Raw genomic sequence first — 22,375 nt, 5'->3', positions numbered from 1 at the left:
AGAAAAATTTTGTGTCCTGTAACTTATTACAGGACAGCAATGCCGCTTTTCGTGTATAATTATAGAAAATGAACCGCGCAGGGTCATTTTGGCAGTTCAATGGATTTTCAAAAGAGAAGGAGATGAAAGGTTATGAAAAAAGCAGTAAGGGTAATGGGATTGGTTTTCGCGATGATGATGGTGATGTCGAGCATGAGTTTCGCCATGTGGAAGGGAAATGTCAGCCAGAGTGACTTCCAGAACTATGTGAAGTCCGCGAAGTTTGCCATCTTTGTCAAGAGCGGCAGCACGATCACGATGTACGAGGCAAGCTCCCCGTCTTCAGCGGCAAGCGAGTTCAAGAGTGCGCTGCCGAGCGGCAGGCTCGATGTCTACACGGGCAACATTGCCGTGCGCGACTTCCTTGAGGAATATGGCTACTATGACGTGTACCGCGACGGTGAGGATATCGGCGGCGGCGTCCGTTCCTACCACTTCACGGAATGGGAAAAGATGTAATATAAGGCGGCCGCAGTTTGTTTTTGCCGCTGAAGCATGGATCTGCAGAAGCGGGAAAGCGAGCGCGTCATAAATTTCACATGAAAACGGGGCGTTGTCCGGAGCGGGCAATGCCCCGTTTGGCATAAGGAGGCAGGGGATTCCTTAAATTTTGCCAATCCGAGACATTCGCAGTATCGAAGGAGGCATAGGTTCGGTATAATAGAGCTGATAGAGAAATTGTTTAAAAGGAGGTATTCATCATGTGGAAAAAGATTGTTTCGTCTTTTCTTGTACTCACGCTCTGTATTTTCCTGGGGAATGCGCTTTTGGCAGAAGCAGCGCAGAAGGAGAAACCGGAGCGCGTGGAGCTCGTGATGGTGCTCGACAAGAGCGGCTCGATGTCGGGGCTGGAGTCGGATACGATCGGCGGCTTCAATGCGATGATCGAGAAGGAGAAAAAGCTCGACGCGAAGGTCAATGTCACGACGGTTCTCTTCAGCGACAAGATCGATACGATCTATGACCGAGAGGACATTCGGCGCATCAAACCGCTGACGGATAAGGAGTATGAGGTCGGCGGTACGACGGCGCTCCTCGATGCCGTAGGCTCGACGATCCTCAAGGTCGCGCGCACGGAAGGCATTGAGAAGAAGGGTACGAAGGTCGTCTTCGTCATCATCACGGACGGCATGGAGAACGCCAGTGAAGAGTTCACGCAGGAGAAGGTCAAGAAGATGATTTCTGACAAGCAGGAAAAGGCGGGCTGGGATTTCATCTACCTCGGCGCGAACATCGATGCGGCGAAGGAAGCGGACCGCATCGGCGTCAATAAGAAGAACGCCGTGACCTACAAGAATACAGGCTCGGGCGTACGCAGGAACTTCGAGGCGGTCAGCGCCTATGTGGCGGAAGCCGTGGAAAATCCAGATGCCGAGAGCGACAGCTGGAAGGATCATGTAGAAACGGACGAGACGCAGGACTGAGAGACGTTTCGCCGCATAGAAAAGCCCCGAAGCCATCGCGCGATGGTTTCGGGGCTTTTCTATGCGGCAAAAATTTCATCTTTTCGGTATAATAAAATAAAGGAAATTATTCTGAACGGAGGCGAGAAGAAATGATTCTGACGAGGGCGGAAATCGAAGAGAAGATTCGTCCGATTTGTGAAAAATATGGCGTGAAGAAACTGTTCCTTTTCGGTTCCTATGCGAGAGGAGATGCGACGGAAAAGAGCGACGTGGATTTCCGCCTGATTTCCGGAAGAGATCTGGATTTGTTCAAAATGATCGGACTACGTATGGATTTGGAAGAAGCCTTGGGCAAAGAAGTCGATCTCATATCGCAAATATCCAAAGACAGTGAGATTTTTAAAAAATATTACGAAAGAGATGCGATGCTGCTTTATGAAGCTAAACGAAAGAGACGCACAAATTCTCCAGAGCATTCATATGTATTGCAGGGAAATTGAAGATACCATACAATTTCGAGAAGTATTGCAGAAAAATGACTTCGCTATAGGAAAAATCCGATCCGTCGCCAAAAAGCACAAAAATACATAGTTGCTGCCGTCATGAAAAAGGCTGTGCAATCGTCGATACCGACGATTGCACAGCCTTTTCATGTAAACTTTCAGGACATATGTTCAGCCGCCATACGAAGTGGCATAGCTCGTTTTTAGTCCCGATTTCGGCGATGGCACATCATAGAATCATGCTGTACATATGTCCTCACGCCCTTACCTGAAAGCGGCCAATCAGGCTGCGCCCTTTGGGCTTGCCTTCTTGGGCTTTCATGTAAACTTTCAGGACATATGTCCTCACGCCTTGCAGAAACCTCGCCAATCAGTCTGCGCCTTCGGGCTTGCCTTCTTGGGCTTTCAGGTAAATCAGATTTCCCCATCAGGGCAATCTTACATCAATTTCTCGTGCAGCCAGATCGAGCGGATGCCGGGGCTGTGCTCGCGGCAGATGTAGAAGGCGATTTCCGCGTCCTCGCTGTCGTAGAAATAGCCGCAGACGGGCGGCGCGGTGTGTCCGCATTTCGGCTTTGGGATATAGCCATAGGCGGCTTCCAGATCCTCAAGCGTGCTGTCCAGGTGGATGCCGCTTGGCGTCTCGATCATGCGCGCCTCTTCGGACGGCTGCAGATTGTACTCGTTGACGTCGTTCACGCCGAGATGCACGCTGATGACGCGATGGACGCCGTCTTCATCGCGGTACGACACGCGAAGGGAGTCGCCGTAATCATTGGCGAAGATGTGGACGGTCGTACCGCCCCATTCATCGACGCCGTCGGCGACGCGCTCGCCTTCGCCGTAAATCTCCTCAACCTCCTGCATCGTATCGCCGAGGCGGATGCCGCCGAGCGACATCTCCGCGTCGGGAAGCCCTGCGGCTCCGCCGACGGCGGCGGGAAGCAGGAAGAGCGCGAAGAGCAGCGCGAATACGGCTCTGATTTTCATGGGGAAGCCTCCTTCCTTGATCGGCAAAAGGGAAATGGCGCCGGCATCCGATAGGCAGTCGCCATAGACGTTACAGGTCGATGCGGTAGATCCTGTTCTTTGTATACTCGTCGATGAAGTAGATGTGATTTGCGCCGTCGGTTGTAACCATCATGGGAGAGAGCGCCTTCTTGTCGACGCTCAGATTGATGTCGGCGACGTATTTGCCGTCCTTCTTGTTGAAGACGCGCATGACGCCTCTGGCGTAGAATACGATGTAATCCCTCGTCGCAATGGCATGGCGCTCACGGATGGGAATCTTTTGCGCCTCCTTTGGGATTCCTTCGTTGCACTCGAAGGTGCGGATCTTCTTGCCGGTCGGCCCATACATATGCAGCGGCATCGTCCAGTCTTCGCGGTTTTTCGAGCCGTGACCGGCGAGCGTCGAGATGTAGAAGCCGTCCTTGTCGGCACACATGAGCACATCATTCGTTTCATTTTTTTCGTCGTTTCTGGAGCTGAGTTTTTTGAACTCGTCCGCAGGCAGGACGGATTTCACATCCTTGACGCCTTCCTTGGAGATTTCGCCGAACAGGACGCCGGAAAACGAGACGAAATCACTGCTCATATAGGCGTTCTTACTGCCGAGGACGGGGCGCACGGCCTTCACATCCTGCACAGTGAAGCGCGACACGCTTTTTTTGTCAAAGCAGGCGATCTCAAATTTCATGACATCCGAGACGTAGTAAATGTTCGTTCCGTCCGAGGCGAGCGGCCTGTTCTCAGCCAGGGCAACATCCTCGACTGCGGTGACGGCGCCGTCCCTGACGGCGATTCTCTTGAGGTAGTACGCATCCTCCTTTTGGCTCAGACCGTAGATCGCGTCCTTCGTTACGGCGAGATTGGAATTTATGCCCTCGAATGCAGGGAGCGGTACGCCTTTGTATTCGTAAAGCAGCGCCTCCTTGTCGCCGAACTTGAGCTGTGCGACGGCCTCCTTCGGCGCCTCGGGGCCGATGCCCTTGTCGTCGACGGGCGCACCGTCCGCGCCGCCTCCGCCGCCGAGGCAGCCCGTGAGGAGCGCGCCGCAGAGAAGGGCTGCGCCTGCCGTCGTAAGAAGCTTCTTCCAGGATGTTTTCATTTTTGCTCTCCTTTCCTTGTCCCGTATACGAATCTCTTTTCTGCGCACCCGTATCCTCTTTTGCAAGAGGAAAACGACGCCGGCATGAGTCATGCAGGCGCCGTGAAGCCTTGAGCCTTAGAGGTCGATGCGGTAAATATGGTTCGGATCCTTGCCGGATTGGCTGACGAAGTAGATATGGTTCTCTTCATCAACTGTGATGCCTTCGGGGCGCAATGTCTGCTCCCCCAGTTTCAACTCAATGTCGCCGACGTATTTGCCGTCCTTCTTGTCAAAGATGCGCATATAGCCCCTGTTGCAGAAGATCACATAGTCCTTCGACGCCATGGTCTGGTTCAATCCTACATCTCGCTTTTTGGCATCGGCAGGAATCCCCTCGTTGCATTCGAACGTGCGCAGTTTCTTGCCGTCCGGCCCATACATATGAAGGGGGAGAGTCGTCTCCTTGTCCCCGTGCCGAGCCTCGGTCAAGAGGTAGAAGCCGTCCTTGTCCGCAAATCGGATTCTTGGATTGCTCTCCCCATCCCTATTGTCGGGCGATGAACTGTACTTTTTGAAATCCTCCGGAGGCAGGACGACTTTCGTATCCTTGACGCCTTCCTTGGAGATCTCGCCGAACAAAATGCCGGAACGATCGAAATGGTCAGCCGCCAGATAGGCGTTCTTGCCGCCGAAGATGGTGCGCACCTCAGACGGCGATACGCCCACCACTTTGAAGACAGTGGCGGCTTTGCCGTCGTAGCAGCCGATCGTCCCAGGCTCCTTCTCGCCGATGTAGTAGATGTTCGTTGCGTCCGAAGAGATCCGGTTCATGGCTACAGGACCGAGATCTTCCACCGAGACGATCGCGCCGTCCTTGAGGTTCATCTTCTTGAGATGGTACTTGTTATCCGCAGCATCTCTGCTGATGCCGTAGATGGCGTCCTTCGTCAAAGCGAGATTGGAATGGAAGGTCTCAAAATCCGGGAGTTCCGCGCCCTTATATTCGTAGAGCGGCACTTCCTTGTCGCCGAGCTTGAACTTCGCGATGGGTTCCTTCGGCGCGTCGGGACCGAGACCGTTGCTGCCGAGGCAGCCCGTAAGCAGCGCAGCGCAGAAGATTGCTGCGCTTGCAGCCGTGAGGAGTTTTTTCCAGGATGTTTTCATTTGCTGTTCTCCTTTCCTTGAGGACATTGCAGTTAAATGTTTATGCCTGCATTGCAGGCGGGATACCCTTTTTCAGAAGCCGCTGAAGAGAGGCGCATGGCGCCTGTCAGGAAAGCAGAGACGCTTCCCGTTCGCCGGTGGGGACAGAGCGCGGAGCGGAGTTCCTGCGCATTTCCCGCTTTACTTGTCGGAGGCCGCGGGCGAGATGGAATCCTGCGCCGTGAGTGTGGGCGGCTGCAGCGCCGCGTAGGCGGAAAAAGCGCCGATGGCAAGGGCGATGACAAGGAAAAGCGCGGCCAGGAGCTGATTCCTGCGCTTTCCGGATTCCTCTTCTTGCCGCATCGCAAGCATGACGACGGCAAGGGCGAGGAAGGCGAGGATGAGGACGGCGGTCAGGGCGATGTGCATCTTGTTCCAGAGGCGGTATTCGGCCTTGATATGCTTTTCCTGCTGGGACGCCAGCGTGGGCGAGAGATCCCAGTGGAGCGTTTTGCCTTCCGCCTCCACCGTCTCCGCATTGTGGCTTTCGGGGATGACGGGAAGATCGAGGCGGAATTCGTACTGGATCTGAGAAAGGAAGCCCTGCATCATCGCCTGAGCCTGCGGGTCAACCTCGGCGGTCGGCTCCTCCTGGGAAGAGCCGACCCAGAGGTCGAAGCTGTAAGCGTCGTAGAACCAGGTCTTTTTTTCCATTATTCCGAGGCATTTGCCGTCCTGGCGTGCAAAGAGCTTGCCGCCTTTTTCGGCGAGCGTCTTCATATCGGGAAACTCCGAGATGACTTCAAAGCCTTTTTTGTCGCCTTCCGTGATCTCCCGGATCTTGGCGTTCGGATCGTTTTTCAGGAGTTCATCCTTGTTCTCGTCAATGGCCTGCCGAATGAAATCGGCGCCGAGCAGGGTGCTCTTGAAGGTGCACGAGCCGTCCTCATGGACGGCAAGGTTTGCCTGCCCCTTGAAGCAGCCCGCCGAGAGAAGCGCGGCGAGGAGGAGGCAGAGTGCGGCGAAGATGACAGTTTTTGATGATTTCATAGAAAATCCTCCTTATATTGCCCAAGTTTTCCTTAATCATAGCATAAAAAAAACAAGGGGTGTCCTGTAGCAAATGACAGGTTCAAAAGGCTTGCGCGTACCGTTTGGGTTCGGAAGGCGAAAAATTGAAAAATCGCTTTCACCTGTCATTTAGGACAGGACGCTTCCCGCTTGTTCGATGATATACTACAAACAAGGCCTGTGTTCGAGTAGATTTGAAACATGGATGATCGGTTTTTCAAAAAAGGAGGAAAACACCATGAAACTCAAAAAAGTTCTTTCTGCCGCATTTGCAACTCTGCTGCTCTCCTCAAGCCTCTGTTTTGCCTCAGTGAGTGTGCAGACGGTCAGGACAGACCATTCGGGTCTCAGCAATCGGACGATGAACGCCATTTATGTGCCGAAGAGCAGCAGCGAGTATACGCAGTATTATTCCAATGCCAGCAGTACGGAAGCCGCTGCGAAAGAACTCGCTGCGTATATTGGGAATAGAGGGGGTCTATATACGCCGAACACTGTGCTTCTCGAGAAATTGAAAACGTTTAAAACGATCACAATGAATGGCTCATCGACTGTGCACGGCAACACCCTCTATGGATTTAGCATGAGTGATAAAACCTAATGCCCGACATGCTGTGAACGCAGGTTTCTTTAAGCGCCCCGTAAAGGGGCGCGTTGTTTTTATCAAAATGGTCTTTTGTGCTAGACCGTCCCCATACGCCCGCAGATCTTTCGCAAGATAAAGGAGGCTGCCACAATGAAACTTTCCGGCAAAAAGATGATACGTCGCTTGCTGCTCGCCGCCGCACCTCTCGTTCTTTTCACCATCGGCTGCTCCTTTCAAAATTCGGCGTTCGGCACTGAAATCCGGCAGGAGGATCTGCCCGGCGGACGCAGATCGCATACAAGAACCGATGTGCCTCATACGGTGGAATCCACGGAAATCTCCTCTTTTTTCATCTATTTCGGTTTCCGTGATCCCTATATGCCGGAGCGGTCCGGTCCCTACAGCTATGCCCTCGATAAGGAAAACGGCACATGGAAGCTGAAATCAAAGAAGGAGACGATTGATGTGACGCAGGAGAATGTCGACGCCATCGAACGGATGATCCGCCGCTTCGACATCGCTTCTCTCAACGGAATCAGTGAGCATACAAACGGTCTGCCGTTCCTGGGAAATGAATTTTCCTTCCTCATCTCCTATGCTTCGGGTGAAAGTATTTCTGCATCCAGCAATTGCATGTATCCCATAAAATGGGCAATGTTCAGGATGCCGTTCAAGCGATATATGGATGAGCTTTTCATCGCTGCCGGTCACACGGAATATGCCTATCCTCCGGAAGTTTTCCGCATCAGTCGCTTCTCTCTTGATATCCGACAACCCGAGGAAACCGGCGTTCTCAAGCGCACCATCTCCCTTTCAAACAAGCAAATCGGCGGCAACTATACGCTGCAGGAAATTGCCGAAGAGCGCATCGACCCGAACGATTTCAGCCCCTATCTTTTCGACGTGGCCTATCTGTGGCATGAGGACGGCACGGATGAGACGGTTCATGAGCGCTCGATTCCATGGAGCCCGGAGATTGCCGCCAGCCTGCAAGAACTCCTGGCCCGATACAGCCTGGATTTCGAAGACGGTTCGCGGGTCACAGAAGAGGATGAGAGAACCGCAGCTTACTGCGTGAGAATCTATTACGAAAGCGGCCGCTCGTCTTGGCACGCAGCAAAGGGAAAGACGCCCACCCCGCAGGAGATCGATCTGGAAAATGCGTTCATCGAATGGACGGAGCGTATTTTTGCTGAACATCGCGACGAGATAGAAACAGAATAGGTGCAGGCTTCCCAAAAAGAGATTCCACATGCCGGATCTGACGTATGGAATCTCTTTTTTGCACCTGCTCAAGGCAGTGAAATGATATTCCCTGCGAGGTCGATCGCTTGCTGCCCGACACTTTTTGGAAAACGGCAATGGTCTGTGCAGCGGCGTACGCTCCTTCTGCTGTTCGATGGAATCTTGCGGTTTAGGCAAGAGGTGGTAACAAATGCGACAACACGTGAGAAAAATTTCTGCTATAATGGCTGCAATGAGAAATGAAATCACGATGTTTGAATAGGAGCGGACAATATGAAAAAGGAACTCGATTTGACGAAAACGGTGGCGGAGCTGGTGGAGGAATTTCCGGAATTCCAGCAGGCGATGGCGGATATCGGCTTTGAGGAGATCAAGAACCCGGTGGTGTTGAACCTCATGGGACGCGTGATGACGCTGCCCAAGGGCGTGGCGGTCAAGGGCATGAAGCTCGACGATGTTGTGCGGCAGCTTGAGGAGCGCGGCTTCACGGTCAAGGACAGCAAGGCAGAGCCTTCTGCTTGCGCCTGCAGCGGCGACGCCCACGGGGCGGCGCACGCTCATGCGTCCGGCGGCTGTGGCTGCCATGGTGCGGCCGGTGCGTCAGCGACAGGAGCGGACGGCGAGTCGGGGGAGCGTGCGGCTGTTTTGAAGGGCCTGCTGCGGCGTCTTTCGGACGGCGAATCGCTCGATACGGTGCGCGCCGACTTTGTGAAGGATTTTGCGAGTGTTTCGGCGGAGGAGATTTCTGCTGCCGAACAGGAGCTGATCGACGGCGGCATGGCCATTCATGAGGTGCAGAAGCTCTGTGACGTCCACTCGGCTCTTTTCCATGGCCATATCGGCGGCGCACTGCCGGCGGAGGGGACGCCGCCTGAAGTGAAGGATCTGCCGGAAGGCCATCCGCTCCGGGTCCTCGTCGCGGAGAACGAGGGGCTTGCCGCGCTTTTGGAAGAGATGAAGACGGCCCTCGCACAGGGGGACGCGACAGCTTTCGGGGCGGGCTTGGGACAGCTCAACGGTCTTTATGCGCATTACGGCAAGAAGGAGTCGCTCCTGATGCCGCTTCTCTACCGCAATGGGGTGACGGGTCCCTCGGGCGTCATGTGGGGCGTGGACGATGAGATCAAGCAGGAGATGCGCTCGCTCGCCAAGGAGACGGCGGACGGGCTGGCGGGGCAGGAGGAACGCATCGCGGCGTTCCTGCAGCGCATCAGCGACATGATCTATAAGGAGGAGCAAATCCTCTTCCCCCTGACGCTGCGTTTCTTCACGGAGAGGGACTGGCTCATGGTCTACCGCGATATGGAGGAAATCGGCTTCGCCTTCCTTCGCGAGGTGCCGAGATGGTCGGCAGGCGAGGCTTATGTCGTCGAGGCGAAGGAAAAGGAACGGGCGGCGCTCGCAGGCGGTAGCGTGCGTCTTTCGACGGGGGAGCTGAGTTTCAAGGCGCTTGAGGCGATCCTGAACCTGCTGCCCGTCGATCTTACCTTCATCGACAAAGACGATATCCTGCGCTTTTTCTCGAACCCGGGGCAGGTATTTGTGCGTCCGCGACTGGCGCTCGGCGGCAATGTGCAGGACTGCCATCCGGCCAGCGTCCTGCCCGTCATAGAGCAGCTCATCGCGGATTTCAAGGCGAAGCGCCGCGACCATATGGAAATCTACCGCTACATCAAGGGCAAACCCGTCGGTGTGCGCTATCTCGCGGTTTACGATGATGCGGGTGAATACATCGGCACGGTGGAGGTCGTCGAGGACTTCGAGCGCGCTTTGGAGGCGTTTTCCGGCAAGCAGTAGGCTGGAGGAGCGATGCCGCAGGGATAAAGGAACTGCGAGCAAAGGGAACTTGAGGCAGGCGGGTGCAAAAATTCGAAAAACAATGAGATTGAAGCCGCTGCGGACTTAACAAAGAGCAGAAGACGAATCTTTGAAATAAGACGATAGAAAAATCCGCTGCATAAGCTTTGCCTGTGCAGCGGATTTTTTGAATCGTTTCCGAGCCGTGCCGGTTGGTGTGACGACTGAACCATGTTCGGAGAATTTCTGTCGTGGAGCGATCCGCAGCTTTACACGTCGGGCAGCTGCCAGTCGATGGGCGTTTGCCCCGTGCTTTTGAGGAAATCGTTGGCTCTGGAGAAGGGGCGGCTGCCGAAGAAGCCGCGGAAGGCGGAGAGCGGGCTTGGATGCGGCGACTCGATGATGAGGTGCGGCGGGGCTGCGATCATGGGCTTTTTGCGGCGGGCGGGGCTGCCCCAGAGGATGAAGACGAGGGGCTTTTCGCGTGCGGCGAGGAGTGAGATGATCCGATCGGTGAAGGTCTCCCAGCCATGCCCGTGGTGCGAGGCGGCTGCGTGCGCACGCACGGTCAGCACAGTGTTGAGGAGCAGGACGCCCTGCTCGGCCCAGGGGGTGAGACAGCCGTTGTTCGGCATGCGGCAGCCGAGATCCGTCCGGAGCTCCTGGAAGATGTTGAGCAGTGAGGGCGGCGGCGCGACGCCGGGCTGCACGGAGAAGGAGAGACCGTGCGCCTGCCCCGGCCCGTGATAGGGATCTTGCCCGAGGATGACGACCTTGGCGTCGGCATAGGCGGTGCAGTGCAGCGCGTTGAAGATGGAATACATGTCGGGATAGATGCGGCGCGTGCGGTATTCTTCGATGAGGAAGCGGCGCAGCTCGCGGTAGTAGGGTTTCTGCATCTCGTCCGCGAGGAGATCGCCCCAGTCGTTTTGGAAAATTTTCATGATGCGGTCCTGCCTTTTCTTGTTTGTCATTCCTTACTGCAGTGTTTTCTTCTCTTATGGCGCAAGTTCCTTCTTTTTATGAGGGATCTTTCAGGACACGGGTTCAGCCGCTGCGTGAAGCGGCATGGCTGGCTTTCGACGCCGCTTCCGGCGATCGTGCCGTCAGAGCATCGTGCTGTACGGTGTCCTCACGCCTTACAGAAAGGCGCCCGATCGTTCGGCCCCTTCGGACTTGATTTCTTGGGGTCTCATGAAAAAAGAGAGCCCTGACAGGTCAATTGGACCGACTTTATTTTATCAGTGCTTCTCAAGGAAAAATCTGTTATACTAATAGTCAGGAAAAGATCGTTTTTTGGGCGGTTTGACCAAGGATGGCGGCAGGATGCCGTGAAAGCGCGTGGTTGGCTGCAATATGCATGGAGCAGAAGAGGTGTTTGGGAATGAATCGGGTATTGCGGCTCGGCATGGTTTTGGGGCTCGTCTTTTTGACGATCTTCGTGCCGGGAAGGGCTCTTTTTGCTATGGGGACGACGGCGGTGCTGCGCGTCGGCTGCCCGGATCTCACGCCCTTTCCGGATGATTCGCCTGAGCGGCTTCTCTTCACCTATACGAAGACGTATCTCGACGAAATTGCACGTAGTACCGGCTGGCAGTACGAATATGTGCCGATGGAAGAGCGGACGGCCCGCGAGATGCTGCAGGCAGGGAAGATCGATCTCTATTTCCCGGAGGAGACAATCCATGACGCTGAGGGCTTTGTTTACAGCAGAGGCAAGGCAACGTTCACCGTGCTTGCCTTCTATGTGCGCGGCGACCGGGATGTTGTGCAGAATGAGCCGGCTGCGCTTGAGGGGATGCGCGTCGGCATTCTGACGGCCGGATCCCATGCGGCAGCGTTGGAGCCTTTTGTGCGCGACCAGGGAATCCAGATCCAGACGCAGGCGTATGAGAGCACGGAGGAGATGCACGAGGCGCTGGCTCGTGGGGAGGTCGATGCGATCGTCGACACCGTAGGCCACAAGAGGCAGGAGGAGAAAATGCTGCTGCGCTTGGCACTCCTTCCCGCAAGCTTCGTGACGGCGGACAAGCGCGCAGGGCTTTTGCGGAATCTCAGCGAGGCCATTTACCGCACGGAGACGATCAACCCGAGCTTTGAGACGCATTTGGGCCAACTGTTTCTCGACAGGGCGCAGGGCCAGCTCGTGCGCTTTACGCCGGAGGAAAATGCCTATCGGGAGCAGGAGCCGACCTTGCGCATCGTCTATGTCCGCAGCCATGCGCCTTTTTTTGGCGAGCATATAGAGGAGGGGGTGCCGGACGGCATCTATCCGAATGTGCTGAAGGCGATGGGCGAGACGATCGGCCTTTCCTTTCAGTTCGTGCGCGCCGCGGATAATGAGCAGGCGCTGAAGATGCTGCGGGAGGGGCAGGCAGATCTCCTCTTCTGTGTCTACAACAACCTGCCGTCCATGCAGGATATGCGTTTTACGTCTACCTTTGTCAGTGAGCCGTTTTCCTATGTCGTACGCCGCGGCATGAGCGATTTGCCGGAGGGCGAGGTGCGCGTGGCTGTGCCGCGCTGGTTTTTCGGCACGCGCGTCTATCTGGGTGCGCAGCACCCGAATTGGACGATCGTGCCGGTGGACAATCCGTCGGACGGCCTGCGCCTTGTTGAGGAGGAGGACTGCGATTTTGCTTTGATGCCGCTGCTCTTTTTGCAGCGCAGCGGCCTGCTCTCACTGCACCCGGGCCTTGTCGTCCTGGCGGGACGTTCGGCGGAGATTCCGGTGAGCCTTGCCATTTCCAACGCGCAGCCGCATATTCTGCAGTCTGTGCTGACGAAGGGCATCCTGAAGCTCGATCCGCGCCGCGTGCAGGAGATCGTCAACGCGCATATGACGAGCCGCATGACGCTGACGTCGATCGTCGCGCTCTATCCGGTGCAGACGGTCGTGCTCGTGAGCATCGTCCTGCTTGCTCTCTTCGGGGCGGCGGCGTTCTTCTACCGCTCGCGCCTGCAGAGCCGTCAGTCGGAGATCCTGCTGGCGAAGAACGTGGAGCTTGAGGCGGCGATTGCCGAGCAAAAGACATTGATGCGCGCGCGCGATGTCTACAAGCAAGAGGCTGAGGTCGACGCCCTGACGGGGCTGCTGAACAAGCGCTCCATCGGTGCGGCGTGTACGGAGACGCTCAAACTGCCGCTGAAGGAAGGGGCGTTCCATGCCTTCTTCATCATGGATCTCGATCACTTCAAGGAAGTCAACGATACGCTCGGCCATCAGTACGGTGACGATGTGCTGCGCCGCTTCGCACAGGAGGCGCGGGGAATCTTCCGCGATTCCGACTACGTCGGACGTTTCGGCGGCGATGAGTTCACGGTGCTGATGACGAACGTCACGAGCTTCCGCGTCGTGCAGCGCCGGGCGCGTCAGCTTCTGACGGCGGCGCGCGAGCTGGAAATCCGGGATGACCGCTCATTTCTTTCGGTGAGCATTGGCATCGCCTTTGCACCCCAGCACGGCACGACGTACGATGAGCTTTTCCATGCGGCGGACAACGCGCTCTATGAGGTGAAGCGCGCCGGGCGGAACGGCTGGAAAATATACGGCGAGGATCAGGAAGACGGAGGGGAAAAGACGTGAGGGACGGCAGGAACAGGAAAACGACGCTGCGGCGTCTGGGCCTCGGCGCCGCCCTTTGGCTGACGGTATTCGCTGCGGCGGGAACGGCGTTTTCGCTTCCTGCGGCGAGCGAGGCGGCCGCGGCAGGAGGCGCGGGCATCGCTGCGTCTGCTGCATCTGCGGACGGGGCGGCGGAGGCTGCCGCTGCAGCGATGGTGCGCCCCTCCTTTGCGCGGGAGCTGCCGGGCGAGGTCAACGGGAAGGCTATGGACGAGGTGCGCTTCGCGCTTGCTCCGGCGCTTTCCGCGCCGCTCCTCGAAGAGGAGGTGCCGCCTGAAAGCTTTGCTATCCTGGGCGAGGCCGAGGCTGCGCAGGAGCAGATGGCAGCTTTTATCGAACGGCGCAATCCAAGACCGAAGCTTGGCTGCAGCGTTCGGGACATCGTGCGCTTTTACTACGAGGAGGCAGGCGCGGAGGGCATACGCGCCGACATCGCGCTCTGTCAGGCACTGAAGGAGACGGGCTTCTTTGCCTACGGCGGCGATGTCCTGCCGGAGCAGAACAACTACTGCGGCCTCGGCGCGACGGGCAACAAGGTGAGGGGCGCGAGCTTTGCGACGCCGCGTCTCGGCGTGCGCGCCCACATCCAGCACTTGCTGGCGTATACGACGACGGAGCGCCCCAAGGAAGCGCTCGTCGATCCGCGCTATGAGCTGGTGCGCCAATACCGCACGGATGTTTACGGCAAGGTCAAGACATGGACGGGTCTCAACGGCGTATGGGCTGTGCCCGGCACGTCGTATGGACAGGACATCCTGCTCCTCTGGCGCGAGGCGAAGGCGCCGGATGCGTCCGACGCCTCGCTCGCCTTTGCGGAAAGGAAGCTCGCGGAAGAGCCGTCGGCCGCCCGTTACATTTACCGCGCCATCGTGCGCCAAAAGCGCGGCGAGGCGCAGGGTGCAGCGCAGGATATCGAGGCCGCGCTGCGCCTTGCGCCGCAGAGCGCAGCGGCGCGCTACGACAGCGCCCTCTTCCGCGTGGCGGGGGGCGAGAGGCAGAAGGCGCTGAAGGACTATGAAACACTCGTCCGCGAGCACCCTGACTTTGCCTACGGCTGGTACAATCTCGGCGTGCTGGAGCTGGAAGAAGGCAGGGAAGCGGCCGCCATACGAAGCTTCGAGCGCGTGCTGGAACTCGTGCCGCAGTCGGCCAACGCCCAGAACAATATCGGCATCGCTCTGGTGCGGCAAAAAAAATATCGGGAAGCATGGAAGGCTTTTTTCCGCGCTTCCGAGATCAACACGACGAACCCGACGGTGCTGAAAAACCAGATTATTTTTGAAGCCTGCCTGAAGTGAGGCGAAAGAAAGGATTCTGCCGGGAAAGATAGAATCACCAAGAAATGGAAGCTTGCTGGAGGTGCTTGCGATGAAACGATTTTTTGCCCTGCTGATCGGACTTTTTGTGTTTGCGCTCTCGCATACGGCGCTTGCAAACTACCCGACGTACCTGAACGGCGATCACAATCTCGTTCTTTGCGACGGGCATATGGGGGTGGCCTGGTACGTCGACCGCACATCGCTCGTTGTGCAGAAGTACGAGCCGCCGCAGTACATCATCGCGGTGAACGTCATCACGGCGAAAAGCGCCATCGGTAATGAGAATGATTTTTACAGCGGTGGGAGAGGCGAGATCACGCAGGTGCGCACGATGCGCTTCTTCTATAATTGGGATTTGCGGCAGATGTATGCCGGAAAAGTGGGAGCGGATGACTGGCGGTTCATTCCGCCGACCGGCTCGTGGGCGGAAAGGGGCATTTCCATGCCGGCGGGTGAGATCGCGTTCTATCTCGCCTATCGTATGCGATTTTATGGGAGCAAACGGTTCTACGATGCGGTCCTGAAACGCGATGTGGATGTGTTCTCGGATGATTTTTACGCGCCGCTTCTCTGACGTTGCGCCGTGCGGCTCGGGATTGAGGGAGAGAGGCAGATGGGAAAAAGGCTGCTGCGGATTTTTCTGGTGCTTTGGCTGGTGCTCCTGCCGCTTCTGGCGGCGGGGACGGGCGATATCCGCGCACGCATCTCGCAGGATGTGGAGCAGGGACCGAAGGTGCGCATCCTGAATTATCATATGGTCGACAACAGGGAGCTGTCGCTCGCCGTGACGCCGAAGGATTTCGAGCGGCAGATGGTATGGCTCAAGAACAACGGCTTTGAGACCATTACGCCGGCCGAGCTTCATGCCGCCCTGACAGAGGGCGCGGAGCTGCCGGCGAAGCCGGTGCTCATCACGTTTGACGACGGCTATGTGGACAATTACGAAAAGGCGTACCCGATTCTGAAAAAGTATGGCTTGAAGGCGACGGTTCTCGTCGTGGCAGGCTTTATCAGCAAGAAGAAGGGCTATCTCACCTGGGATCAGCTGCGTGAGATGGAAGCGAACGGCATTTCCGTCGAGGGACATACGATGACGCACCGCGCCCTGACCGACCTTTCCGACGATGAGGCCAAGGAGGAATTGGCCGCCTCGAAGCGTTTGATTGAGGAAAAGCTCGGCAAGACGGTCACCTGCTTCGCCTACCCGACGGGCGCCTATAATCTCCATATCGCAAGCCTCGTGCAGGAGGCGGGCTACAAGATGGCGTTCACCGTGCGCTACGGCAACACGGACCGCGCGAGCAACCTCTACGCGCTCGACCGCATCCCGATCTTTCATACGGAGAACACGGAGCGCTCGTTCCAGGAGCGCATGAGGTACCTCCCCGCCTTCGAGCGTTTCGGCTGGGTGAAGCGCTGACGGGAGGCGGCTCTCCCGCAGGAAGATAAAATTGAATCGATGAAAGAAGCAGCCTTGTGCCATCGGCGCGGGGCTGCTTCTTTATGCCTAGGATGCGATTGCCTTGGGATTGGGGCAACGCATGGCTGCCCGCTGCGGCGGATCCGCGCAAAGCCCTTGTGTTTTCCGGCGCGAAAGCTGTTTTTTGCATTTGCTTTTGAAAAAATCTCAAAGAGAAGCAGGAAAATGACGAGAAAGGAAGAATTAAAACTAGGCAAAAAAGTGGCGAAAAGTGGGGAAATGTGGTTTAATATAGACAGGAGGTGGCAAACGAAATGTTGATGGGCGAGTACATGCATACGATCGACGCGAAAGGGCGCGTGATCCTGCCGGTTGATTTTCGTCCGGAATTCGGCGCGTCGTTTGTCATCACGAAGGGTCTTGACAACTGCCTTTTCCTCTATGGTGAGGAAGAATGGGAACGCCTTGCGGCGAAACTCAAGGAGCTTCCGATGTCAAAGCCGGAGGCACGCGCTTTCGCCCGCTTTTTCTTCGCGGGGGCGCGAAAGCTTGAGCTTGACAAGCAGGGGCGCTTCCTCGTGCCGAGCAATCTGCGCGCCTACGCGGAGCTCAAGAAGGACGTCGTCCTGAACGGCGTCATGACGCGTGCTGAAATCTGGAGCCGCGCGGCTTGGGATTCCTACAACGACGAGGTGAACCCAATGGTCACGAAGATTGCGGAGACGCTGACGGATCTCGGGATTTGAGGTGACGCATGGGGTTTGAGCACACGAGCGTATTGCCCGCGGAGACGATTGCGGCGCTGGATGTGAAGCCGGACGGCATCTATCTCGACTGCACGCTTGGCGGCGCAGGCCATGCGCGGCGCATCGCCGAGAGGCTTTCCGCAAGGGGCCGGCTCATCGGCCTCGATCAAGATGAGGCGGCGCTTGCGGCGGCAAGGGAGCGGCTGGCCGGCGTTTCCTGCCGCGTCGATATCGTGAAGTCGAATTTCAGTGCGCTTGCGGGGGTGCTGGAAAGCCTGGGCGTAGACCATGTCGACGGTGCACTCTTCGATCTCGGCGTTTCGTCGCATCAGATCGATACGGCGGAGCGGGGGTTTTCCTACATGCAGGATGCGCCGCTCGATATGCGCATGGATCGCACGCGCTGCCTTTCCGCACGCGAGGTTGTCAATGACTACAGCGAAGCCGAGCTTTGCCGCATCTTCCGCGACTACGGGGAAGAACGCTGGGCGAAGCGCATCGCCGCATTCATCGCTGCGGCCCGCACGGAGCGGCCCATCGAGACGACGGGCGATCTTGTCGACGTCATCTGCCGCGCCGTGCCGAAGAGCGTGCGCCGCGCCGCCGTCGGACATCCGGCGAAACGCGTTTTCCAGGCCGTGCGCATCGAGGTAAACGACGAGCTCGGCATACTGGGCGACAGCCTGCGGGCGGCGGTGAAGGCGCTGGCGCCCGGTGGGCGCATCGCCGTCATCACGTTCCACTCCCTGGAGGACCGCATCGCCAAGACGACTTTGCGGGAGCTCGCGCGCGGCTGCATCTGTCCGCCGGGTCTGCCCGTCTGCGTCTGCGGGCACGAGCCGGAGCTGAGGCTCCTGGGCAGGGCGCACAAGCCGGAGGCAGCGGAAGTCGAGGTGAATCCCAGGGCCAAGAGCGCGAAGCTGCGCGCGGCGGAGAAACTGCCGCGCACATGACGGCGCAGGAAGAAGTTTGTTTGCAGAAATGGAGTTTCAGGAAGGGAGGAGAAGCAGATGCTTGCAAGGCAGGAGGAATACGAGTACTACGAGGAGCTGCCCAAGCCGCAGCCGAGGGAGGAGAAGCCGCCCCTGATAAAAAGGCGGTCGACGCTCAACACGCATCTGCGCTCCCGCTGCTTCCTGCTGCTCGCGCTGATCTGCGTGATGGCGATGGCGATCACGATACGGAGCGGCATCACGGCGAGCCGCGGCTACGATCTCGTGCAGATTCAGCAGCAGGCGCAGGCGCTTGAGAAGGAGAATGAGCATCTGAAGATCGAGATCGCGCAGATGAAATCGCCCGAACGCATCCGCCGCATCGCGACGGACAAGCTCGGCATGAGCACGCCGAAAAACGTCTATTTCGCGACGGACGGACGTCCGTAGAGAAAGCCGGAGCAGGCGGCAAAACGCTGCGGCAGAGGTGAGAAGGGATGCCGTCAGGGCATGGATGCAAAAATGGCTGCAGAACGGGGAGGCAGAGAATGAAGAAACTGGCCGATTTGGCGGCGCTTGTTGCGGGCGCCGAGATCAAGGGGGATGGCACGACGGAAATCGCGGATATCGTGCAGGATTCGCGCGAGGTGGGCAAAGATACGCTGTTTGTCGCCATCGAAGGGCTCCATGTCGACGGCCATTCCTTTATCGGCCGAGCCGTAGCGCAGGGTGCGCGGGCGGTTCTGACAGAGCGCGATATCGCCGTGCCCGAGGGAGCGGCGGCTGTTCTGCGCGTACCGCGTCTGCAGGAGGCGCTGGAAAAGATCGTGCCCTTTTTCCACGATTATCCGGCGCGCAGGATGCGCATCATCGGCATCACGGGCACGAACGGAAAGACGACGACGAGCTACATGACGCGCGCCATCCTGCGCGAGGCTGGTCTCAAGGTCGGCTTGATCGGCACGATTCAGATCCTCATCGAGGACGAGGCCCTGCCGGTTCACAACACGACGCCTGACGTCGTGTCGCTGGAGCGTACGCTCGCCCGGATGGCGCGGTGCGGCATGGACGTCGTCGTGATGGAGGTGTCGTCCCATGCGCTGGCGGAAAACCGTGTGGCGGGCATCGAATTTGACACGGCGGTTTTCACGAATCTCACGCAGGACCATCTCGATTACCACAAGACCTTGGAAAATTACCGGGCGGCAAAGGCGCGGCTTTTTGAGCATGTGAGCGAGCCGGGCGTGAAAGAAGGGAAGACGGCTGTCGTCAACATCGACGATGCGGCGGGCGCTGTGATGCTCGAGCACGCGAAATGCCGCCCTATGACGTATGCCATCGAACAGGAGGCGGATCTTCGCGCCGAGAATATACATGTCCATGCGCGAGGCATGGATTTTGTGCTGTCCGGGGCTTTTGGCAGAATGGAGCTTTCACTCGGCGTCACGGGCATCTTCAATGTCTACAACGTCATGGCCGCTGTCGGCGCATCGCTGGCTGAAAACATTGCGCCTGCGGTGATCCAGCGGGCGCTCGGGGCGTTTCAGGGCGTGCCGGGGCGCTTCGAGCTTGTCGATGCGGGGCAGGATTTTTCCGTCATCGTCGACTATGCCCACACACCCGACGGCTTGGAAAACATCCTCAAAACGGCGCGCCGCATTGCTCGGCGGCGCATCATCACCGTCTTTGGCTGCGGCGGCGACCGCGACCGCACGAAGCGTCCCATCATGGGGCGCATAGCGGCGCAGCTCTCCGATATCGTCATCGCAACTTCGGACAACCCGCGCACGGAAGATCCCGAGGCAATTCTTGCCGAGGTGGAGAGGGGCGTGCGGGAAAAGATCGGCAGCAAGCGGCACGAGAAGATCACGGAACGGCGCGAGGCCATTTTCCGCGCCGTCGCGCTGGCGGAGAAGGACGATATCGTCGTCATCGCGGGCAAGGGTCACGAGGATTACCAGATCCTGCGGGATCGCACCATCCATTTTGACGATAGGGAAACGGCGCGCGAGGCTGTTGCCGAAAAGCGCAGGCGCCTTGCTATGCGCTTTTCGCTCGGCGATATGCTGCAGGATACGGGCATTTCCCTTGTGCGCGGCGCGAAGGATGCCGTATTCTCCGATGTCGTGACGGATACGCGTCGGATCGTGCCGGGGGCGCTTTTCGTGGCGCTCAAGGGAGAGCGTTTCGACGGAGCGGATTTCGCTGCGGAGGCTGCGGCAAAGGGCGCGGCGGGCGTGCTCGTGGCGGAGGATACAGCGAAAAAGAAGCTGCCGCCGAAGGGCGTCGTCCTCAAGGCGAAGGATACGCTTGCGGCCTACCAGCAGCTTGCGGCTGTCTGGCGCAGGAAGTTCGCGATTCCCGTCGTCGCCATCACGGGGTCGAACGGCAAGACGACGACGAAGGAGCTTGTATCCGCCGTGCTCGGAGCACGCTTCCATGTGCAGAAGACGGCGGCGAATTACAACAACGAGGTCGGCTTGCCGCTGACGCTTCTCGGCTTGCGCGAAGAACATGAAGCCGCCGTCGTCGAGATCGGTATGCGGGGGCTCGGGCAGATCGCGGCGCTGGCGCCGTTGGCGAAGCCCGATATCGCCATTGTGACGAATGTCGGCGAGGTTCATATGGAGCTTCTCGGCTCCATCGAAAATATTGCGAAGGCGAAGGCGGAGCTCGTCGAGGCCGTCGCACCGGGCGGCACGGTCATCCTGAATGCGGACGATGCACGCGTCGCGGCCATGCGCGAGAAGGCGGGCGAGGGAGTCCGCGTCGTGACGTTCGGCCTTGCCGCGGGCGCCGATGTGCGCGGCGTGGCCGTCGGCCATGCGGAAGGCGGCATGCGCTTTATGCTCGAGTTCAGGAACGAGCGCGGCAAAAAGGAGCGTCACGAGCTCTTCCTGCCGATGCTCGGCCGCCATAATGTGTCAAACGCGCTTGCGGCCATTGCGGTGGCGCGCGTGCTCGGCCTGTCGCTGGCGGAAATCCGCCGCGGCCTTGTTTCGCCGTTGGAGAGCCGGATGCGCTTCGCCGTCGAGAAGGTCGGTCCGTACATCTTCATCAACGATGCTTACAACGCGAGCCCGAGCTCGACGCGCGCCGCCGTCAAGACGCTGGCGGAGATGCATGCGGGACGCAAGATCGCTGTTTTGGGCGACATGCTTGAGCTGGGAAAGGCGGCGCAAAGCGGGCACGAGAGTGTCGGCGAGGAGACGGCGCGGCGCGGTTTCGCCGCTGTCCTGACGCGCGGTGCAGAGAGCCGCTTTATCGCGGAAGCTGCCGAAAGGGGCGGCGTGCCGTTCGTGCGGCGCACCGCCTCGCACGAGGAGGCGGCGCGCCTGCTGCGGGAGCTTCTGCATCCCGGCGATGCGGTGCTTTTCAAGGGATCGCGCGGCATGAAGATGGATGAGATTATCGGGCTTTTGAAAAAGGAGCTCGGGGAGGAAGCAGAGCGTAAATGATCGAAGTGAATGTGTCCACGCTTTATATTGTGACGGCGGCAGCGATTGCCGCCTTCCTTGTGCTTTTGACAGGTCCTTTCGTGATACCGGAGCTGCACAAGCTCAAGTTCGGGCAGAGCATACGCGAAGAGGGGCCGAAGAGCCATCAGGCGAAGAGCGGCACGCCGACGATGGGCGGCATCATGATCATAGGTGCAGCGACGCTGGCGACGCTCTTCGCCGCGCCCTTGACGCTCGAAGTGCTGCTCGCGCTCTTCGTGATGCTCGGCCACTTCGCGCTCGGCTTTCTCGACGACTATATCAAGGTCGTCAAAAAGAGGAATCTCGGGCTCAAGGCGCGTCAAAAGCTCCTCGGCCAGATCGTCATCGCCGTCGTCGTCGCGTTTTTCGCGCGGCAGGGACTGGGCATCGACACCACGGTCTGGCTGCCCGTCCTGCAGACGGAACTGGATATCGGCGTCCTCTACTATCCGCTCGTCCTCTTCGTGCTCGTCGGCACGAGCAACGCGGTGAATCTCACGGACGGCCTCGATGGTCTAGCGGCCGGTACGGTGACGGCGGCGGCTGTCGCCTACATCTTTGCGGCGCTCGCGTTTTCTTCGCCGGGACTTGCTGCTTTCGCGGCGGCCGTTGCGGGGGCTTCCTGTGCCTTTTTGCGCTTCAACCATCATCCGGCGCGCGTCTTCATGGGCGATACGGGATCGCTCGCGCTCGGCGGCGCGATTGCCGCGCTCGGCATTCTCACGCATACGGAGCTGCTGCTCGTCGTCATCGGCGCAGTCTTCGTCATCGAGGCGCTCTCCGTCATCATTCAGGTCATTTCCTTCAAGACAACGGGCAAGCGCGTCTTTCTCATGAGCCCGATCCATCACCACTTTGAGCTCAAGGGTTGGAAGGAAGAACGCGTCGTGCATGTTTTCTGGCTTGCAGGCGCGCTCTGTGCGGTTCTCGGCATTTCTTTGCTGCGTTAGGAGGCTTCAAATTGCGGCTCGA

The 22,375-nt window shown here is 58.1% G+C and carries 20 protein-coding genes; 15 read left to right on the top strand and 5 right to left on the bottom strand.

Annotated elements, in window-relative coordinates; all coding sequences use genetic code 11:
• Positions 1-132: 132 nt before the first annotated feature.
• From ACRTGH_RS02685 to ACRTGH_RS02675, 3 genes are all read left to right on the top strand, one after another.
• Entirely contained in the window at positions 133-498 is a 366-nt protein-coding gene (locus ACRTGH_RS02685; RefSeq protein ID WP_368847007.1) for a hypothetical protein, read from the top strand.
• 242 nt (positions 499-740) lie between these two features.
• Positions 741-1,463, top strand: coding sequence for a vWA domain-containing protein (locus ACRTGH_RS02680; protein ID WP_368847008.1), 723 nt, complete (start codon positions 741-743; stop codon positions 1,461-1,463).
• Positions 1,464-1,594: 131 nt separating this feature from the next.
• The gene (locus ACRTGH_RS02675) at positions 1,595-1,945 is read left to right on the top strand and encodes a nucleotidyltransferase family protein (RefSeq protein WP_368847009.1); all 351 of its coding nucleotides are present in this window, start codon (positions 1,595-1,597) and stop codon (positions 1,943-1,945) included.
• A 441-nt stretch (positions 1,946-2,386) separates the two neighbouring features.
• On the opposite strand, the gene ACRTGH_RS02670 is transcribed toward ACRTGH_RS02675, so the two are convergent.
• The 4 genes from ACRTGH_RS02670 to ACRTGH_RS02655 all read right to left on the bottom strand — a co-directional run bounded on the left by ACRTGH_RS02670 (position 2,387) and on the right by ACRTGH_RS02655 (position 6,233).
• Positions 2,387-2,938, bottom strand: coding sequence for a hypothetical protein (locus ACRTGH_RS02670; RefSeq protein ID WP_368847010.1), 552 nt, complete (start codon positions 2,936-2,938; stop codon positions 2,387-2,389).
• A gap of 70 nt (positions 2,939-3,008) precedes the next feature.
• Complete coding sequence (locus ACRTGH_RS02665) at positions 3,009-4,058, bottom strand: hypothetical protein (protein ID WP_368847011.1); 1,050 nt, start codon at positions 4,056-4,058, stop codon at positions 3,009-3,011.
• A 117-nt stretch (positions 4,059-4,175) separates the two neighbouring features.
• The gene (locus ACRTGH_RS02660) at positions 4,176-5,204 is read right to left on the bottom strand and encodes a hypothetical protein (RefSeq protein ID WP_368847012.1); all 1,029 of its coding nucleotides are present in this window, start codon (positions 5,202-5,204) and stop codon (positions 4,176-4,178) included.
• A gap of 180 nt (positions 5,205-5,384) precedes the next feature.
• On the bottom strand, positions 5,385-6,233 hold the full coding sequence (locus tag ACRTGH_RS02655; protein WP_368847013.1) for a hypothetical protein: 849 nt from the start codon (positions 6,231-6,233) through the stop codon (positions 5,385-5,387).
• 259 nt (positions 6,234-6,492) lie between these two features.
• Here ACRTGH_RS02655 and ACRTGH_RS02650 point away from each other — a divergent pair, with 259 nt between their 5' ends.
• The 3 genes from ACRTGH_RS02650 (at position 6,493) to ACRTGH_RS02640 (ending at position 9,882) form a co-directional block, all read left to right on the top strand.
• Complete coding sequence (locus tag ACRTGH_RS02650; RefSeq protein ID WP_368847014.1) at positions 6,493-6,855, top strand: hypothetical protein; 363 nt, start codon at positions 6,493-6,495, stop codon at positions 6,853-6,855.
• A 135-nt stretch (positions 6,856-6,990) separates the two neighbouring features.
• Positions 6,991-8,064, top strand: coding sequence for a hypothetical protein (locus ACRTGH_RS02645; RefSeq protein WP_368847015.1), 1,074 nt, complete (start codon positions 6,991-6,993; stop codon positions 8,062-8,064).
• A 294-nt stretch (positions 8,065-8,358) separates the two neighbouring features.
• Positions 8,359-9,882 carry a DUF438 domain-containing protein gene (locus ACRTGH_RS02640; RefSeq protein WP_368847016.1) on the top strand — a complete coding sequence of 508 codons (1,524 nt, stop codon included), beginning with the start codon at positions 8,359-8,361 and terminating at the stop codon, positions 9,880-9,882.
• A gap of 269 nt (positions 9,883-10,151) precedes the next feature.
• Here the strand turns inward: ACRTGH_RS02640 and ACRTGH_RS02635 are convergent, their stop codons facing one another.
• A complete protein-coding gene (locus ACRTGH_RS02635; RefSeq protein WP_368847017.1) occupies positions 10,152-10,826 on the bottom strand; it encodes a uracil-DNA glycosylase in 675 nt (224 codons plus the stop codon).
• A 440-nt stretch (positions 10,827-11,266) separates the two neighbouring features.
• Here ACRTGH_RS02635 and ACRTGH_RS02630 point away from each other — a divergent pair, with 440 nt between their 5' ends.
• The 9 genes from ACRTGH_RS02630 (at position 11,267) to mraY (ending at position 22,353) form a co-directional block, all read left to right on the top strand.
• Positions 11,267-13,468, top strand: coding sequence for a transporter substrate-binding domain-containing diguanylate cyclase (locus ACRTGH_RS02630; protein WP_368847018.1), 2,202 nt, complete (start codon positions 11,267-11,269; stop codon positions 13,466-13,468).
• Entirely contained in the window at positions 13,465-14,805 is a 1,341-nt protein-coding gene (locus ACRTGH_RS02625; RefSeq protein ID WP_368847019.1) for a tetratricopeptide repeat protein, read from the top strand. Before ACRTGH_RS02630 ends, ACRTGH_RS02625 begins: the two co-directional genes overlap by 4 nt.
• 70 nt (positions 14,806-14,875) lie before the next feature.
• Positions 14,876-15,400 carry a hypothetical protein gene (locus ACRTGH_RS02620; RefSeq protein ID WP_368847020.1) on the top strand — a complete coding sequence of 175 codons (525 nt, stop codon included), beginning with the start codon at positions 14,876-14,878 and terminating at the stop codon, positions 15,398-15,400.
• Between the two features lie 39 nt (positions 15,401-15,439).
• On the top strand, positions 15,440-16,246 hold the full coding sequence (locus ACRTGH_RS02615) for a polysaccharide deacetylase family protein (RefSeq protein ID WP_368847021.1): 807 nt from the start codon (positions 15,440-15,442) through the stop codon (positions 16,244-16,246).
• 314 nt (positions 16,247-16,560) lie between these two features.
• Positions 16,561-16,992, top strand: coding sequence for a division/cell wall cluster transcriptional repressor MraZ (gene mraZ, locus ACRTGH_RS02610; protein ID WP_368847022.1), 432 nt, complete (start codon positions 16,561-16,563; stop codon positions 16,990-16,992).
• 8 nt (positions 16,993-17,000) lie between these two features.
• Positions 17,001-17,945 carry a 16S rRNA (cytosine(1402)-N(4))-methyltransferase RsmH gene (gene rsmH, locus ACRTGH_RS02605; RefSeq protein ID WP_368847023.1) on the top strand — a complete coding sequence of 315 codons (945 nt, stop codon included), beginning with the start codon at positions 17,001-17,003 and terminating at the stop codon, positions 17,943-17,945.
• Between the two features lie 57 nt (positions 17,946-18,002).
• Positions 18,003-18,374 (top strand): cell division protein FtsL, encoded by a 372-nt coding sequence (gene ftsL, locus ACRTGH_RS02600; RefSeq protein WP_368847024.1) that lies wholly within the window; start codon positions 18,003-18,005, stop codon positions 18,372-18,374.
• Between the two features lie 98 nt (positions 18,375-18,472).
• A complete protein-coding gene (locus tag ACRTGH_RS02595; protein ID WP_368847025.1) occupies positions 18,473-21,382 on the top strand; it encodes a UDP-N-acetylmuramoyl-L-alanyl-D-glutamate--2,6-diaminopimelate ligase in 2,910 nt (969 codons plus the stop codon).
• The gene (gene mraY / locus ACRTGH_RS02590; RefSeq protein ID WP_368847026.1) at positions 21,379-22,353 is read left to right on the top strand and encodes a phospho-N-acetylmuramoyl-pentapeptide-transferase; all 975 of its coding nucleotides are present in this window, start codon (positions 21,379-21,381) and stop codon (positions 22,351-22,353) included. Before ACRTGH_RS02595 ends, mraY begins: the two co-directional genes overlap by 4 nt.
• Positions 22,354-22,375 lie beyond the last annotated feature (22 nt).

Origin of the sequence: Selenomonas oralis (assembly GCF_051603425.1) — a bacterium.
Lineage (GTDB): Bacteria > Bacillota > Negativicutes > Selenomonadales > Selenomonadaceae > Selenomonas > Selenomonas sputigena_A.
This window is presented reverse-complemented; position numbering and strand designations above follow the sequence as displayed.